The sequence below is a fragment of the Streptomyces sp. Y7 genome (genome assembly GCF_043195415.1).
GTDB lineage: Bacteria > Actinomycetota > Actinomycetes > Streptomycetales > Streptomycetaceae > Streptomyces.
Genome location: NZ_JBIDDQ010000004.1, coordinates 80,720 through 97,369 on the forward strand (window position 1 = coordinate 80,720; position 16,650 = coordinate 97,369).

General features: G+C 68.3%; 9 protein-coding genes. 6 read left to right on the plus strand and 3 right to left on the minus strand.

Features of this window, described 5'->3' with window-relative positions:
- Positions 1-55: 55 nt before the first annotated feature.
- Positions 56-1,021, minus strand: coding sequence for a phosphatase PAP2 family protein (locus tag ACGFW6_RS13885; protein WP_393507975.1), 966 nt, complete (start codon positions 1,019-1,021; stop codon positions 56-58).
- A gap of 142 nt (positions 1,022-1,163) precedes the next feature.
- Positions 1,164-2,198 (minus strand): LacI family DNA-binding transcriptional regulator, encoded by a 1,035-nt coding sequence (locus ACGFW6_RS13890; RefSeq protein ID WP_393507977.1) that lies wholly within the window; start codon positions 2,196-2,198, stop codon positions 1,164-1,166.
- Positions 2,199-2,579: 381 nt separating this feature from the next.
- Between ACGFW6_RS13890 and ACGFW6_RS13895 the strand changes: the two genes are divergently transcribed.
- The 4 genes from ACGFW6_RS13895 to ACGFW6_RS13910 all read left to right on the plus strand — a co-directional run bounded on the left by ACGFW6_RS13895 (position 2,580) and on the right by ACGFW6_RS13910 (position 7,693).
- Positions 2,580-3,851, plus strand: coding sequence for an extracellular solute-binding protein (locus ACGFW6_RS13895; RefSeq protein ID WP_393507979.1), 1,272 nt, complete (start codon positions 2,580-2,582; stop codon positions 3,849-3,851).
- A gap of 108 nt (positions 3,852-3,959) precedes the next feature.
- Complete coding sequence (locus ACGFW6_RS13900) at positions 3,960-4,964, plus strand: carbohydrate ABC transporter permease (RefSeq protein WP_393507981.1); 1,005 nt, start codon at positions 3,960-3,962, stop codon at positions 4,962-4,964.
- A 13-nt stretch (positions 4,965-4,977) separates the two neighbouring features.
- Complete coding sequence (locus ACGFW6_RS13905) at positions 4,978-5,883, plus strand: sugar ABC transporter permease (RefSeq protein WP_393507983.1); 906 nt, start codon at positions 4,978-4,980, stop codon at positions 5,881-5,883.
- 133 nt (positions 5,884-6,016) lie between these two features.
- Positions 6,017-7,693, plus strand: coding sequence for a glycoside hydrolase family 13 protein (locus ACGFW6_RS13910; RefSeq protein ID WP_393508794.1), 1,677 nt, complete (start codon positions 6,017-6,019; stop codon positions 7,691-7,693).
- Positions 7,694-7,755: 62 nt separating this feature from the next.
- Here ACGFW6_RS13910 and ACGFW6_RS13915 read toward each other — a convergent pair whose 3' ends face one another.
- Positions 7,756-9,516 carry a carbohydrate-binding module family 20 domain-containing protein gene (locus tag ACGFW6_RS13915; protein WP_393507985.1) on the minus strand — a complete coding sequence of 587 codons (1,761 nt, stop codon included), beginning with the start codon at positions 9,514-9,516 and terminating at the stop codon, positions 7,756-7,758.
- Between the two features lie 270 nt (positions 9,517-9,786).
- Between ACGFW6_RS13915 and ACGFW6_RS13920 the strand changes: the two genes are divergently transcribed.
- Both ACGFW6_RS13920 and pulA read left to right on the plus strand, forming a co-directional pair.
- Complete coding sequence (locus ACGFW6_RS13920; RefSeq protein ID WP_393508797.1) at positions 9,787-11,109, plus strand: alpha-amylase family protein; 1,323 nt, start codon at positions 9,787-9,789, stop codon at positions 11,107-11,109.
- A gap of 115 nt (positions 11,110-11,224) precedes the next feature.
- Complete coding sequence (gene pulA / locus ACGFW6_RS13925) at positions 11,225-16,639, plus strand: pullulanase-type alpha-1,6-glucosidase (RefSeq protein WP_393507987.1); 5,415 nt, start codon at positions 11,225-11,227, stop codon at positions 16,637-16,639.
- The last annotated feature ends 11 nt before the right edge of the window (positions 16,640-16,650 follow it).

Sequence of the window (16,650 nt, forward strand, 5' to 3'; positions counted from 1 at the left end):
GGTTGCGCATCGATGCCTGCGGCGGCCTGTGGCCGTGTGGGGGTGCGTCGAGTGCCTACGGTTTTGTCGTGGTGCGGGGCCGTGCCGGGGGGTGTCCGTCCTCGGTCGGGCGGTTGCCGTCGGAGTGGCTGTGCTGTTCCTTGACGCCCGCCGCTGCGGGCGGACACCCCCCGGCACGGCCCCTTCCCGCCGTGTGCGGCTTGGGCACCGTCCTGGGCAGGGAGTACGGCAGCGCTCCGTACCAGAGGCGTGCCACCGTGTAGCCGAAGGCCAGGCAGATGAGGCCGCCCACTGCGTCGAGCCAGAAGTGGTTGGCCGTCGCGACGATCACGACCAGGGTGGCCGCGGGGTAGAGCAGGCCCAGGATCCGGACCCAGGGGGTCCGTGCCAGCGCGAAGATCGTCAGGCCGCTCCAGACCGACCAGCCGATGTGCATCGACGGCATCGCGGCGTACTGGTTCGACATGTTCTTCAGGTCGCCGGAAGCCATCGAGCCCCAGGTGTCGTGGACCAGGACCGTGTCGATGAAGGTCGTGTTGGTCATCAGGCGTGGGGGAGCGAGCGGATACAGGTAGTAACCGACCAGGGCCACGCCTGTGGTCGCGAAGAGGACCAGGCGGGTTGCCGCGTAGCGGCCGGGGTGGCTGCGGTAGAGCCAGATCAGGACGCCGAGGGTGATGATGAAATGCAGCGTCGCGTAGTAGTAGTTCATGCCGACGATGAGCCAAGTCACCGAGTTGACGGTGTGGTTGATCGACTCCTCGACGGCGAGGCCCAGGTGGTGTTCCAGCTTCCAGAGCCAGTCCGCGTTGCGGAGGGCCTCCGCCCTCTGTTCCGGGACCGCGTTGCGGATCAGTGAGTACGTCCAGTAACTCACCGCGATCAGCAGGATCTCGAACCAGAGACGTGGACGGCGGGGAGTGCGCAGTCGGCGCAGGAGTCCCCGCCCCGTCTCTTCCGCGACGGGGGGCAGAACGGCCGCTTCCCGGCCCTCCAATGTCGTCACGGTCGCGTCACCCATAGGCACAGAGTCTGCCAGAAAAGACTTCCCCGACCGATCATCCCGCGGATGGGTTCAGGACGCACGTTCTACGGCCCGCGGACCGGTCCGCTCTCCTACCAACGCAGGGGCGGGCACGGTGATTCTCCGTCCTGCGGACGACTTAGGGACGAACCCTGTCACCGGGTGCCGAAGCGGTCGAACCGCGCACCACCAGCTCCGGCATGAACACGAACTCGCTGTGGGGAGCGGGAGTCCCGCCGATCTCCTCGAGCAGCGTGCGTACCGCGGCCTGGCCCATCGCCGGGACCGGCTTGCGGACCGTCGTCAGCGGCGGGTCGGTGAAGGCGATCAGGGGGGAGTCGTCGAAACCCACGACCGAGATGTCCGTGGGGACCTCCAGGCCGTGCCGGCGGGCCGCCCTTATCGCGCCCAGCGCCATCATGTCGCTGGCGCAGACCACCGCGGTGCAGCCCCGCTCGATGAGCGCCGTGGCCGCCGCCTGGCCGCCCTCCAGCGTGTACAGCGAGTGCTGGATCAGCTCGGTCTCGATGACGTCCGGGGGGAGGTTCAGCTGGTCCTGGACCGTGCGGACGAAGCCCTCGATCTTGCGCTGGACCGGGACGAAGCGCTTGGGGCCCAGAGCCAGGCCGATGCGGGTGTGGCCCAGGGAGACGAGGTGCGTCACGGCCAGGGTCATCGCCGCGCGGTCGTCGGGGGAGATGAACGGTGCCTGGACCTTGGGGGAGAAGCCGTCCACCAGGACGAAGGGAACGCCCTGGGCGCGCAGCCGCTCGTAGCGCTGCATGTCGGCGGTGGTGTCGGCGTGCAGACCGGAGACGTAGATGATGCCGGCCACCCCGCGGTCGACGAGCATCTCGGTGAGCTCGTCCTCGGTGGAGCCGCCAGGGGTCTGGGTGGCCAGCACCGGGGTGTAGCCCTGCCTGGTCAGTGCCTGGCCGATCACCTGGGCGAGGGCCGGGAATATCGGGTTCTCCAGCTCCGGCGTGATCAGGCCCACCAGGCCCTCGCTGCGCTGGCGCAGACGCACGGGGCGTTCGTAGCCGAGCACGTCGAGTGCGGCCAGCACGGACTGGCGGGTGGTGGCGGCGACGCCCGGCTTCCCGTTGAGGACGCGGCTGACGGTCGCTTCGCTCACCCCCGCCTGCGCAGCGATGTCCGCAAGCCGTGTGGTCACGGCACTGGACTGTACCGGCCGTATGTCGCCTTGCACACCAATCGGACGCCGTGGGCGACCTGTTGGCCGGCCGCGCCCGGGCTGCTGCGTCATCGCGCTCCCTCGTGAAAGTGATGGCAAGAGCTTGCAGAGTCTTGCACAAGTGGCCCGAGTGCCGCTCCACCGCTGTAAAGAAGCGTCTCACGGCGGTCGCACAGCGGTCACGCCCCGGTAACTTCCGTGTTCTCTTGCACTTTTTTTCTGCAAGGTCTTTCGTAAGTCTTTCAGCGCTGTTACGTTCACGTCGCCCGGCGGCCGCAACGGCGCAGTCGGCAAGACAGCAGGGGCCGGCAGACGGGGCCGTCCCTGCATCACACGGGCTTTCACCCTCAAGGAGAACTCATGCGGCGTGGCATAGCGGCCACCGCGCTGGTGGCGTCCCTCGCCCTGGCGGCGACGGCCTGCGGCGGCGGGGACGACAGTGGCAGCGACTCGAGCGGACCGGTGACCCTCACGTGGTGGGACACCTCCAACGCCACCAATGAGGCGCCGACGTACCAGGCCTTGGTCAAGGAGTTCGAGGCCGCCAACAAGGACATCAAGGTCAAGTACGTCAACGTCCCCTTCGACCAGGCGCAGAACAAGTTCGACACCGCCGCCGGTTCCAAGGGCGCCCCGGACATCCTCCGCTCCGAGGTCGGCTGGACCCCCGCCTTCGCGAAGAAGGGCTTCTTCCTGCCGCTGGACGGCACCGAGGCCCTCGCCGACCAGGCCAAGTTCCAGCCCAGCCTGATCGAGCAGGCCAAGTACGAGGACAAGGTCTACGGCGTTCCGTTCACCACGGACACCCTCGCCTTCGTCTACAACAAGGACCTGTTCAAGAAGGCCGGCGTCGAGGCCCCCAAGACCTGGGACGACCTGAAGAAGGCCGCCGCCACGATCAAGGACAAGACCGGCGTCGACGGCTACTGGGGCTCCACCCAGGCCTACTACGCCCAGACCTTCCTCTACGGCGAGGGCACCGACACCGTCGACGCCGACGCCAAGAAGATCACGGTCAACAGCGCCGAGGCCAAGAAGGGCTACGGCACCTGGCTGAGCCTCTTCGACGGCAAGGGCCTGCACAAGGCCGACACCACCGCCGACGCCTACGCCCACATCCAGGAGGCGTTCGTCAACGGCAAGGTCGCCTCGATCATGCAGGGCCCGTGGGAGATCACCAACTTCTACAAGGGTTCCGCGTTCAAGGACAAGGCCAACCTCGGCATCGCCACGGTCCCGGCCGGCTCCAGCGGCAAGGCGGGCGCCCCGACCGGCGGTCACAACCTGTCGGTCTACGCCGGTTCCGACGAGGCGCACCAAAAGGCCGCGCTGAAGTTCGTGAACTTCATGACCTCGGCGAAGGCCCAGGAGACCATCGCGCTGAAGAACAACACGCTGCCCACCCGCGACGACGCCTACACCACCGAGGTCAAGGCCGACCCGGGCATCGCCGGCTACCAGGGCGTCCTCGCCGCCGCCCAGCCGCGCCCGGCGCTGCCGGAGTACAGCTCCCTGTGGGGCCCGCTGGACACCGAGCTGCTGAAGATCGCCGGTGGCAAGGAGTCCCTGGACAAGGGTCTGAGCACCGTCGAGACCTCCATCGCCAAGCTGGTCCCGGACTTCAGCAAGTAGTACCGAGTGGCCGCCGGATCCTCCTGATCATGGGGGGAAGGATCCGGCGGCCGCCCGGCTGCGCGCCGTACACCCTGATCCGTCGATCCTCATGAAGGTTGTCGAACCATGACAGTCGCCATCGACCGCGCGACCGGGAAACCCCGAGGCGAGCGCGGGCCACGCCGCGGGCTCGGCCAGCGCCTGAAGCACGGCTACCAGAAGCACTGGTACGCCTACGCGATGATCGCTCCGGTGGTGATCGTCCTCGGCGTCCTCGTGCTCTACCCGCTGGTGTACGGCCTGTACCTCACGCTCACCGACGCCAACAGCCTCAACAGCGCCCGCACCATCGGCGTGAACCACATCGACGCCACCTACAAGTTCATCGGCCTCGACAACTACGCCGACATCCTGTGGGGCGACACGGCGTACGACCGCTTCTGGTCGCACTTCATCTGGACGATCTTCTGGACGGCGGCCTGCGTCACCCTCCACTACACGATCGGCCTGGGCCTGGCCCTGCTGCTCAACCAGAAGCTGCGCGGGCGCACGCTGTACCGGCTGATCCTGATCCTGCCGTGGGCCGTGCCGACCTTCGTCACCGTCTTCGGCTGGCGGTTCATGCTCGCCGACGGCGGCATCATCAACTCGTTCCTGGAGACACTGCACCTGCCGACGCCGCTGTGGCTGGAGGACACCTTCTGGCAGCGGTTCGCCGCGATCATGGTCAACACCTGGTGCGGTGTGCCGTTCATGATGCTCTCGCTGCTCGGCGGGCTCCAGTCCATCGACTCCTCGCTGTACGAGGCGGCCGAGATGGACGGCGCGAGCAGGTGGCAGCAGTTCCGGTACGTCACCCTGCCGGGCCTGCGCTCGGTCAGCTCCACCGTGGTCCTGCTCGGCATCATCTGGACCTTCAACCAGTTCGCCATCATCTTCCTGCTGTTCGGCGACACCGCCCCGGACGCGCAGATCCTGGTGACCTGGGCCTACTACCTCGGCTTCGGACAGCAGCCGCGTGACTTCGCGCAGTCGGCCGCCTACGGCATGCTGCTGCTGGCCATCCTGATCGTCTTCACCTCCTTCTACCGCCGCTGGCTGAACCGCAATGAGCAGCAGCTCGCGATCTGAGGCAGGAGTCCCCATGAGTACGACCACTGTTGAGAACCCGGTGAACGAGCGGGACTCCGCGAAGCCGGCCGCCGCGCGCCCGGTGCGCCGCGGCGAGAACAGCCGCCGGACGTCCGTCGTCTCCCACGGCATCCTGATCGTGGCGAGCCTGATCGCCCTCTTCCCGGTGGCCTGGCTGGTCTTCCTGTCGCTCGGCCCGGACAAGGACGACTATCTGCACCCCGGAGGCATCTGGGGGAAGATGACGCTGGACAACTACACGTTCGTCCTTCAGGAGACGAAGTTCTTCGACTGGCTGGCGAGCACGATGATCGTCACGCTGGGCACCACGCTCATCGGCGTCGTGATCTCCGCGACCACCGGCTACGCGGTCTCGCGGATGCGCTTCCCGGGCTACAAGAAGTTCATGTGGGTGCTGCTCGTGACCCAGATGTTCCCGGTGGCCGTCCTGATGGTGCCGATGTACCAGATCCTGTCCGAGGTCCAGCTCATCGACAACTACCTCGGTCTGATCCTCGTCTACTGCTCGACGACCGTGCCGTACTGCGCCTGGCTGATGAAGGGCTACTTCGACACGATCCCGTTCGAGATCGACGAGGCGGGACGCGTCGACGGGCTGAGCCCCTTCGGCACCTTCGCGCGGCTGATCCTGCCGCTCGCCAAGCCGGGCCTGGCGGTCGCCGCGTTCTACAGCTTCCTCACGGCCTTCGGTGAGGTCGCGTTCGCGTCGACGTTCATGCTGTCCGACACGAAGTACACGTTCGCGGTGGGTCTGCAGACCTTCGTCAGCGAGCACGACGCGCAGCGCAATCTCATGGCCGCGACGGCGGTGCTGATCGCCATACCGGTGTCCGCGTTCTTCTACTTCGTGCAGAAGAACCTGGTGACCGGCCTCACGGCAGGCGGCACCAAGGGCTGAGCTCTCAGCAGCTCCCCGTGAACCCGAGGCGGCCGCCGTGTCCATCCGACCCCGCTGTCACTGCGGCCGCCTCGTCATCCCCGCCGTACGCACACCTGACCCCATGACCCTCCCCCACCGCACCAAGGACGCCATGAGCCAGCACCACTCCGCCATCGCCCCGGCCCCGAACCCCGCCAAAGCCAAGCGCGGCGACTGGTGGCGGGACGCGGTGATCTACCAGGTCTACCCGCGCAGCTTCGCCGACAGCAACGGCGACGGCATGGGCGACCTGGAAGGCGTACGCTCCCGACTCCCTTACCTGCGCGACCTCGGCGTCGACGCCGTGTGGCTGAGCCCCTTCTACGCCTCGCCGCAGGCCGACGCCGGCTACGACGTCGCCGACTACCGGGCCGTCGACCCGATGTTCGGCAACCTGCTCGACGCGGACGCGCTGATCCGTGACGCCCGCGAGCTGAGCCTGCGGATCATCGTCGACCTGGTCCCCAACCACTCCTCCGACCAGCACGAGTGGTTCAAGCGTGCCGTCGCGGAGGGCCCGGGCTCGCCGCTGCGCGACCGCTACCACTTCCGTCCCGGCAAGGGCGTGAACGGTGAACTGCCGCCCAACGACTGGGAGTCCATCTTCGGCGGCCCCGCCTGGACCCGGGTCACCGAGCCCGACGGCACCCCCGGCGAGTGGTACCTCCACCTCTTCGCGCCCGAGCAGCCCGACTTCAACTGGGAGCACCCGGCGGTCGGCGACGAGTTCCGCTCGATCCTGCGCTTCTGGCTCGACATGGGCGTCGACGGCTTCCGTATCGACGTCGCCCACGGACTGGTGAAGGCGCAGGGGCTGCCCGACCTCGGATCCCATGATCAGCTCAAGCTGCTGGGCAACGATGTCATGCCGTTCTTCGACCAGGACGGTGTGCACGAGATCTACCGGCAGTGGCGCACGATCCTCGACGAGTACGCCGGTGAGCGCATCTTCGTCGCGGAGGCGTGGACCCCGACCGTCGAGCGCACCGCGAACTACGTACGCCCGGACGAGCTGCACCAGGCGTTCAACTTCCAGTACCTGTCGACGGAGTGGGACGCGGAGGAGCTGCGCAAGGTCGTCGACCGCACCCTGGAGGTCATGCGCCCCGTCGGCGCCCCCGCCACCTGGGTGCTCTCCAACCACGACGTCACCCGGCACGCCACCCGCTTCGCCAACCCGCCCGGTCTCGGCACCCAGATCCGCACCGCCGGGGACCGCGCGCTGGGCCTGCGCCGCGCCCGTGCCGCCTCCCTGCTGATGCTGGCCCTGCCCGGCTCGGCGTACATCTACCAGGGCGAGGAGCTCGGCCTGCCGGACGTCGTCGACCTGCCGGACGAGGTGCGCCAGGACCCGGCGTACTTCCGCGGCGCCGGCCAGGACGGCTTCCGCGACGGTTGCCGGGTGCCGATTCCGTGGACGCGCACGGGATCGTCGTACGGCTTCGGCGCCGGTGGCAGCTGGCTGCCGCAGCCGGCGGGCTGGGGCGAGCTGAGCGTCGAGGCGCAGACCGGTGACGCCGACTCCACCCTTGAGCTGTACCGCTCCGCGCTCGCCGTCCGCCGCGCCCAGCCGGACCTGGGTGCCGGCGACTCGGTGGAGTGGCTGCGCGCACCCGAGGGTGTCCTGGCGTTCCGCCGCGGCGAGTTCGTGTGCGTCGCGAACACCACCGGCGAGTCCGTGACCCTCCCGGCCTACGGTCGTGTGCTGCTGACCAGCGGCGAGATCACCGAGGCCGACGGCGAGACGAAGGTCCCGTCGGACACCACCGTGTGGTGGACGACGGCCTGACGGTCCACTCCTGTGGCCCACCACCGCACGGTGGTGGGCCACAGGCCGTTGTGCCGGTTCGGCTATTTCCAGGTGTCGTCGGTCGAGTACTGGGGGGAACTTCCCGTGGTGTACGACCGGTTGGCGCCGGACTCCCAGGTCACGTTCCCCGAGCCGTCCTTCTTGATGTACTTGAACTCGAAGGTCGTGCTCCTCGGCACGGTCACCGCCCCGCTCCACTTCGGGTAGGACGCCGACGACAGCGGGATCGCGTCGGCCGGGTTCCAGGAACCCAGGGCCGCGATGGAGCCGACGACGAAGACATTGGTGCCCCAGACGGTGGTGGCGGTGACGTTGAAGGTCATGTCGGTGCCGTCGTCCGGCTCCTCGCAGGAGGTGCCGCAGGGCGTGAACGCGCCGTCGTAGAAGGCGATCGCGCTCTTCGCGGGGATCGTGAGGGTCGCGTTGCCGCCGGAGACCGTCACCGTCGTGGCGCCGTTGTCGGTGACGTTGGCGTACGAGCCGTCGGCCATCCCGGTCGCGAAGGTGTGCGTCGCGGTGGCCGAGCCGTTGTTGATCGCGACGTAGCCGGCCGTGCCGCGGCCGAAGCCGATGACGCTCGACGACTTCGTCGACCAGTTGGTCACCGCCTCCGAGCCGACCGCGTTGTGCCACTTCACCATGCCGGTGACGGCGGTGTCGCGCTGGAGGCAGTACCAGCCGCCGGAGCAGTTCGTGTCCGTCACGAAGCCGCCCGAGTTGGGTGGGGCCTGGTCGGAGGAGGAGAACTCGAAGCCCGAGTAGACCGTCGGCGTCGACCACTTGTAGGCGAGCTGGAAGACGTTCGCCAGCCGGTAGGTGTCGCCGTCCTTGTAGCTCATGTGCAGGCCGTTGCGTTCGGTGTCGTGGTTGGTCACGAAGGACACCGAGTCGGCCGGGGGCAGCACACCCGAGGACGGCAGTGACTCCAGGTCGCTCACGTTCCCCTGGAACGCCGACTTCACGCGGCTCGCGTACGTGAAGTCCAGGACGTCACCGACCGGGTAGTAGTCGGAGGCCGCGGGCGTCGAGCCCGGGTACACCTCCTGGAAGACGTACGGCTCGGCGCCCGACGTGGTGTCGTCCAGCTTCGCCCGGATCGCCTCGAGGTCGGCGACCGGCATGTGCTTGGCCGCGTCGACGCGGAACCCGTCCACGCCCAGTGCGATCTGCTTGTTGAGGAAGGCCGCGATGCCGGAGCGGACGTCGTCGTCCTCGGTCTCCAGGTCGGGCAGGCCGAGCAGTTCGCAGTTCTGGATCTCGGCGAGGTTCGACCAGTCGTCGATGATCAGGTCGGAGTCGTTGCACTCCGCCGAGGTGTGGAAGTCGTCCGGGTCCCAGTCGGGGGTGTCGTACTTGTTCGTGATCGTCGTGCCGTTGTAGCCGGTGCCGGTCTGCGCGGCGGTGTGGTTGATCACCGCGTCCGTATACACCTTCACGCCCGCCGCATGGCAGGCGGTGACCATCGAGGCGAACTCGGCCGCGGTGCCGAAGCGGCCGCTGAGCTCGTAGGAGTAGGGCTGGTAGACGTCCCACCAGGAGTAGTTCGTCTGCTTGAGCGACTCGGCGGGCGGGGCCACCCAGACCGCGCCGTAGCCGTTCGGACCGAGGACGTCTGTGCACTCCGAGGAGACCGAGTCCCAGTTGTAGGACCACAGGTTGGCGATGACATCGCCCGAGGTGGTGGCGTCCGCGCGGGCGGGGGAGGCGGGCAGGGCCACGGTGCCGGCGAGGGCGAGAGCGCCGGCCGCCACGGTGGTGAGGGTGCGGCGCAGTGCGCCGGGGGAACGAGGTCTGGTCGTCATGTGCGGCTCCGTATGCGGATGGCGTCGGATGTCGATCACAGGCCAGAGGTTCAACCACGAGTGAGCGTGGGGGAGTTGAGAAGGGCACGTCAAGGTTGCGGATGAAAGTACTTGCTATGACTTTCAACTCTCTTGCTGTAAACCTTTCGCGGCGGTACGGTCACGCCGGCGCCCGGCAACGACGCCTGGCCGTCATCGCAAGGAGTCACGCCTGTGATATCGAGATGGTCCGTCACCGCGACCGCGCTGGCCGCCACTTCGGCGGCCCTGATGGCCCCCGCCACCCCCGCCTCCGCCGCTCCGCCCGGCACCAAGGACGTCACCGCGGTGATGTTCGAGTGGAACTTCGCCTCGGTCGCCAAGGAGTGCACCAACACCCTCGGCCCCGCCGGCTACGGCTACGTCCAGGTCTCCCCGCCCGCCGAGCACATCCAGGGCTCGCAGTGGTGGACCTCGTACCAGCCGGTGAGCTACCGGATCGCCGGCCGCCTCGGCGACCGCACCGCCTTCCAGAACATGGTGAACACCTGCCACTCGGCCGGCGTCAAGGTCGTCGTCGACACGGTCATCAACCACATGTCGGCGGGCAGCGGCACCGGCACCGGCGGCTCGTCGTACACGAAGTACAACTACCCCGGTCTGTACTCGTCGTACGATTTCGACGACTGCACCGCCCAGATCAGCAACTATCAGGACCGCTGGAACGTCCAGCACTGCGAGCTGGTCGGCCTCGCCGACCTGGACACCGGTGAGTCCTACGTCCGCGGCGCCATCGCCGGCTACATGAACGACCTGCTCTCGCTCGGCGTCGACGGCTTCCGCATCGACGCGGCCAAGCACATGGACGCCGCCGACCTCGCCAACATCAAGTCCCGCCTCAGCAACCCGTCGGTGTACTGGAAGCAGGAGGCCATCTACGGCAGCGGGGAGGCCGTCCAGCCCACCGAGTACACGGGCAACGGCGACGTCCAGGAGTTCCGCTACGCCTACGACCTCAAGCGGGTCTTCAACAACGAGAACCTCGCCTATCTGAAGAACTACGGCGAGGGCTGGGGCTACATGAGCAGCGGCGTCTCCGGCGTCTTCGTGGACAACCACGACACCGAGCGCAACGGCTCCACCCTGAACTACAAGGACAACGCCACCTACACGCTGGCCAACGTCTTCATGCTGGCCTACCCCTACGGCGCCCCGGACATCAACTCCGGGTACGAGTTCTCCGACACGGACGCGGGGCCGCCCAACGGGGGCTCGGTGACCGCCTGCTGGCAGAACGGCTGGAAGTGCCAGCACAACTGGCCGGAGATCAAGTCGATGGTCGCCTTCCGCAACGCCACCCGCGGCCAGGCCGTCACCAACTGGTGGGACAACGGAGGCGACGCCATCGCCTTCGGCCGGGGCGGCAAGGGCTACGTCGCCATCAACCACGAGTCGGGCAGCCTGAGCCGCACCTACCAGACGTCGCTGCCCGCCGGGACGTACTGCAACGTGCAGAACAACACGAGCGTGACCGTGAACTCCAGCGGCCAGTTCACCGCCACACTGGGCGCCAACACCGCTCTGGCGATCTACGCCGGCAAGAGCAGCTGCTGAGCAGCCAACTGAAAGTTTTTGCCGATGGTTTCAAGCCTCTTGCTGTAAGCGTTGCGGCGGCGATACGGTCGCGCGGGGTCGGACCCAAAGAGCCGTAATCGCAAGGAGCCCATCTGTGATACCGAGATGGCCGACGTCGTCGAGGCGACGAACCGCCCATGCCGGACGGGTCGCTGCGGTCACCGTGACCGCGCTGGCCGCAGCGCTCGTCCAGCCCCTCGCGGCGCGGGCCGACACCCCGCCCCCGCCGCCCTCCGACGCCCGGCTCGCCGCAGAGCCGGCCCGTCACGACGCCACCCGCGACCAGTTCTACTTCGTCCTGCCGGACCGTTTCGCCAACGGTGACACCGGCAACGACAAGGGCGGCCTGACCGGTTCCCGCCTGTCCACCGGGTACGACCCCACCGACAAGGGCTTCTACCAGGGCGGCGACCTCAAGGGCCTGACCAAGCGCCTGGACTACATCAAGGGGCTGGGCACCACCGCCATCTGGATGGCGCCGATCTTCAAGAACCAGCCGGTGCAGGGCACGGGGAGCGACGCCTCCGCCGCCTACCACGGGTACTGGATCACCGACTTCACCCAGGTCGACCCGCACTTCGGCACCAACAAGGACCTGGAGACCCTCATCTCCAAGGCCCACGCCAAGGGCATGAAGGTCTTCTTCGACGTCATCACCAACCACACGGCGGACGTCGTCGACTACGAGGAGAAGTCCTACGACTACCTCGCCAAGGGCGCCTTCCCGTACCTGACGAAGGACGGCAAGCCGTTCGACGACGCCGACTACGCGGACGGCAAGTCCGCCTTCCCGGCCGTCGACGAGGACTCCTTCCCGCGCACCCCGACCGTGCCCGCCGCGAAGAAGAACACCAAGGTCCCGTCGTGGCTCAACGACCCGACGATGTACCACAACCGGGGCGATTCCACCTTCGCCGGCGAGAGCTCCGCCCACGGTGACTTCTCCGGCCTCGACGACCTGTGGACCGAGCGTCCCGAGGTCGTCGGCGGCATGGAGAAGATCTACCAGCGCTGGGTGCGCGACTTCGACATCGACGGCTTCCGGATCGACACCGTGAAGCACGTCGACATGGAGTTCTGGACCCAGTGGGCCACGGCCCTCGACTCCTACGCGGCCGAGCAGGGCCGCGACGACTTCTTCATGTTCGGCGAGGTCTACTCCGCCGACACCTCCATCACCTCGCCGTACGTCACCGAGGGCCGCCTCGACGCCACCCTCGACTTCCCCTTCCAGGAAGCCGCACGGCAGTACGCCTCCCAGGGCGCCGGCGCGGGCAAGCTCGCGGGCGTCTTCGGCGACGACTACAAGTACACGACCGACAAGGCCAACGCCTACGAACAGGTCACCTTCCTCGGCAACCACGACATGGGCCGCATCGGGTACTTCCTGAACCAGGACAACCCGAAGGCCACCGACGCCGAGCTGGTGAAGAAGGCGAAGCTCGCCAACGAGCTGATGTTCCTCAGCCGCGGCAACCCGGTCGTCTACTACGGCGACGAACAGGGCTTCACCGGCGCCGGCGGCGACAAGGACGCCCGCCAGACCCTGTTCGCCTCGAAGACCGCCGACTACCTCGACGACGACCAGCTCGGCACCGACCGCACCCACGCGAGCGACGCCTACGACACCAAGGCCCCGCTCTACCGCCAGATCAGCGCCCTCTCCGAGCTCCGCAGGGCCAACCCGGCCCTCGCCGACGGCGTCCAGACCGAGCGCTACGCGGCCGACGGCGCCGGCATCTACGCCTTCTCCCGCACCGACGCCCGCACGGGCACCGAGTACGTCGTCGCCTTCAACAACGCGGGCGAGGCGAGGACGGCGACCTTCGCGACCGGTTCGGCCGGCATGACCTTCAAGGCGATCCACGGCGCCGACGGCTCCGTCAAGAGCGGCGCCGACAAAAAGGTCACCGTCACCGTCCCCGCCGGTTCGGCTGTCGTCTACAAGGCGGCCGGCAAGCTCGCGGGGCCCGCCACCACGCCGACGATCAGCCTGAAGGCCCCGGCCGCCGGGGCCACCGGCACCGTCGAGATCGGCGCCGATGTCGACGGCGGACAGCTCAACCGGGTCGTCTTCGCCGCCCAGGCCGGAAACGGCAAGTGGAAGACGCTGGGCTCCGCCGACCACGCCCCGTACAAGGTCACCCAGACCATCGGCGCGGACGTACCGGCCGGCACCGCGCTGCGCTACAAGGCCGTCGTGATCGACTCGGCGGGCCGCACGAAGAGCGCCACGGCGGCCTCCACCACGGGCACCCCGCCCGCGCCCGAGACCCCCACCGCCTCCTCCCGCGACTACGCGGTCGTCCACTACAAGCGCGCCGACGGTGACTACGCCGACTGGGGTGTGTACGCCTGGGGCGACATCGCCGAGGGCGAGTCCACGAACTGGCCGGACAGCCACCCCTTCACCGGCCGTGACGCCTACGGCGCCTTCGCCTACGTCAAGCTGAAGCCGGGCGCCTCGTCCGTCGGCTACCTCGTCATCGACAAGGACGGCAACAAGGACGTCTCCACCGACCGCACGATCGACGTCACCAAGACCGGCGAGATCTGGGTCGAGCAGGGCAAGGAGGCCGTACTCACCGAGAAGCCGGCCGCCGACTACCCGGCGCCGGACAAGTCCAAGGCCGTCCTGCACTACCACCGCGCCGACGGGAACTACGACGGCTGGGGACTGCACACCTGGACGGGTGCCGCGAACCCCACCGAGTGGTCGAACCCCCTGAAGCCGGTGAAGACTGACAGCTATGGTGCGGTCTTCGAGGTACCGCTCACCGACGGTGCCACCAGCCTCAGCTACATCCTCCACAAGGGCGACGAGAAGGACCTGCCCGCCGACCAGTCGCTCGACCTCACGGCCAACGGCCACGAGGTGTGGCTGGTGAGCGGCCAGGAGAAGTACCTGCTCCCGCAGCCGGCCGGGTCCGCCGCCGCGCTCGACCTGACCACCTCCAAGGCGGTCTGGATCGACCGGGACACCCTCGCCTGGAACGGCTCGGAGGCCGCCGCCTCCACCCAGCTGCTGTACAGCCGGGACGGAGACATCGCGGTGAAGGACGGCGCCCTGACCGGCGACGCCAAGTGGCTGCGGCTGTCGAAGGGCTCTCTCACCGAAGCCCAGAAGGCGAAGTTCCCGCACCTGAAGGACTACACCGCCTGGTCGGTCGACCCCCGTGACCGCGACCGGGTCCGCGAGGCGCTGCGCGGCCAGGTCGTCGCCTCCCAGCGCGCCGCGAACGGCGCTGTGCTCGCCGCGACCGGTGTGCAGATCGCCGGCGTGCTCGACGACCTGTACCCCGCGGCGACGAAGGCGGACCTCGGACCGGTCTTCGACAAGGGCCGCCCCACGCTGTCCGTCTGGGCGCCCACGGCACAGTCGGTGAAGCTGGAGATCGGCGACTCCACCGTCGCCATGAAGCGCAGCGACTCCACCGGCGTCTGGTCCGTCACGGGCTCCAAGTCCTGGAAGAACAAGCCGTACCGGTACGTCGTGAAGGTCTGGGCGCCCAGCGTCCGCGAGGTCGTCACCAACAAGGTCACCGACCCGTACTCGGTCGCCCTCACGGCGAACTCCGAGCGCAGCCTCCTCGTCGACCTCGACGACCGGACCCTGGCGCCCAGCGGCTGGACCACCTACACCAAGCCCAGGGCCGTGCCGCTGAAGGACGCGCAGATCCAGGAACTGCACGTGCGGGACTTCTCGGTGGCGGACAAGACGGTGCCCGCGAAGGACAAGGGCACCTACCTCGCCTTCACCGACAAGCTCAGCGACGGCTCCCAGCACCTGAGGAAGCTGGCCGAGGCGGGCACGTCGTACGTCCATCTGCTGCCGGCCTTCGACATCGCCACCATCCCCGAGCGGAAGTCCGACCAGGCGAGCCCCGACTGCGACCTCGCCTCCTTCCCGGCCGACTCCGACCAGCAGCAGGAGTGCGTGGCGAAGACCGCCGCGAAGGACGCCTACAACTGGGGCTACGACCCGTACCACTACACCGTCCCGGAGGGCTCCTACGCCTCCGACCCCGACGGCACCGCGCGTACCGTCGAGTTCCGCAGGATGGTCAAGGCGCTGAACGAGGACGGCCTGCGCGTCGTCATGGACGTCGTCTACAACCACACGGCGGCGAGCGGCCAGGCGGACACCAGCGTCCTGGACCGGATCGTGCCGGGCTACTACCAGCGGCTCCTGCCGGACGGCTCGGTGGCGAACAGCACCTGCTGCGCCAACACCGCCACCGAGAACGCGATGATGGGCAAGCTCGTCGTCGACTCGATCGTCACCTGGGCGAAGAAGTACAAGGTCGACGGCTTCCGCTTCGACCTGATGGGCCACCACCCGAAGGCGAACATCCTGGCGGTCAGGAAGGCCCTGGACGCGCTGACCCTCGCCGAGGACGGCGTCGACGGCAAGAAGATCATCCTGTACGGCGAGGGCTGGAACTTCGGCGAGGTCGCCGACGACGCCCGCTTCGTCCAGGCCACCCAGAAGAACATGGCCGGCACCGGCATCGCCACCTTCTCCGACCGCGCCCGTGACGCGGTGCGCGGCGGCGGCCCCTTCGACGAGGACCCGGGCGTCCAGGGCTTCGCGTCCGGGCTGTACACCGAGCCCAACTCGTCGAAGAACAACGGCACCGAGGCGGAGCAGAAGGCGCGCCTGCTGCACTACCAGGACCTGATCAAGGTCGGGCTGTCCGGCAACCTCGCCGACTACCGCTTCACCGACACCGGCGGCAAGGAGGTCAAGGGCTCCGAGGTCGACTACAACGGTCAGCCGGCCGGTTACGCCGCCGCCCCCGGTGACGCCCTCGCCTACGCGGACGCGCACGACAACGAGTCCCTGTTCGACGCGCTGACGTTCAAGCTGCCCGCGGAGACGAGCGCGGCCGACCGCGCCCGGATGCAGGTCCTCGCCATGGCCACCGCGACCCTGTCGCAGGGCCCGGCGCTCTCCCAGGCCGGCACCGACCTGCTGCGCTCCAAGTCCCTTGACCGCAACTCCTACGACAGCGGCGACTGGTTCAACGCCATCCACTGGAACTGCGCCGACGGCAACGGCTTCGGGCGGGGGCTGCCGCCCGCGGCCGACAACGCCTCCAAGTGGCCGTACGCCAAGCCGCTGCTCGGCACGGTGAAGGTCGGCTGCGAGCAGATCGACGGCGCCTCGGCGGCCTACCGCGACCTGCTGCGGATCCGTTCGACGGAGAGCGCCTTCTCCCTCGACACCGCCGGACAGGTGCAGTCGAAGCTCTCCTTCCCGCTGTCCGGCAAGGAGGAGACGCCCGGCGTGATCACCATGCGGCTCGGTGACCTCGTCGTCGTCTTCAACGCGACGCCCGAGCGCCAGGAGCAGCACGTCGCCTCGCTCACCGGCGACGCGTACCGGCTGCACCCGGTGCAACGCGCGGGCGCGGACCTTATCGTCAAGTCCGCGTCCTTCGACGGGAAAACCGGCACGTTCGCCGTTCCGGGGCGTTCTGTCGCGGTCTTCACCCGATCCCTCTGATACGGCACTAG

Coding starts and splice junctions, on each gene's coding strand:
- ACGFW6_RS13915 (WP_393507985.1), bottom strand. CDS start 9,516: ATGACGACCAGACCTCGTTCCCCCGGCGCACTGCGCCGCACCCTCACC.
- ACGFW6_RS13920 (WP_393508797.1), top strand. CDS start 9,787: ATGGCCCCCGCCACCCCCGCCTCCGCCGCTCCGCCCGGCACCAAGGAC.
- ACGFW6_RS13885 (WP_393507975.1), bottom strand. CDS start 1,021: ATGGGTGACGCGACCGTGACGACATTGGAGGGCCGGGAAGCGGCCGTT.
- ACGFW6_RS13905 (WP_393507983.1), top strand. CDS start 4,978: ATGAGTACGACCACTGTTGAGAACCCGGTGAACGAGCGGGACTCCGCG.
- ACGFW6_RS13900 (WP_393507981.1), top strand. CDS start 3,960: ATGACAGTCGCCATCGACCGCGCGACCGGGAAACCCCGAGGCGAGCGC.
- ACGFW6_RS13910 (WP_393508794.1), top strand. CDS start 6,017: ATGAGCCAGCACCACTCCGCCATCGCCCCGGCCCCGAACCCCGCCAAA.
- ACGFW6_RS13895 (WP_393507979.1), top strand. CDS start 2,580: ATGCGGCGTGGCATAGCGGCCACCGCGCTGGTGGCGTCCCTCGCCCTG.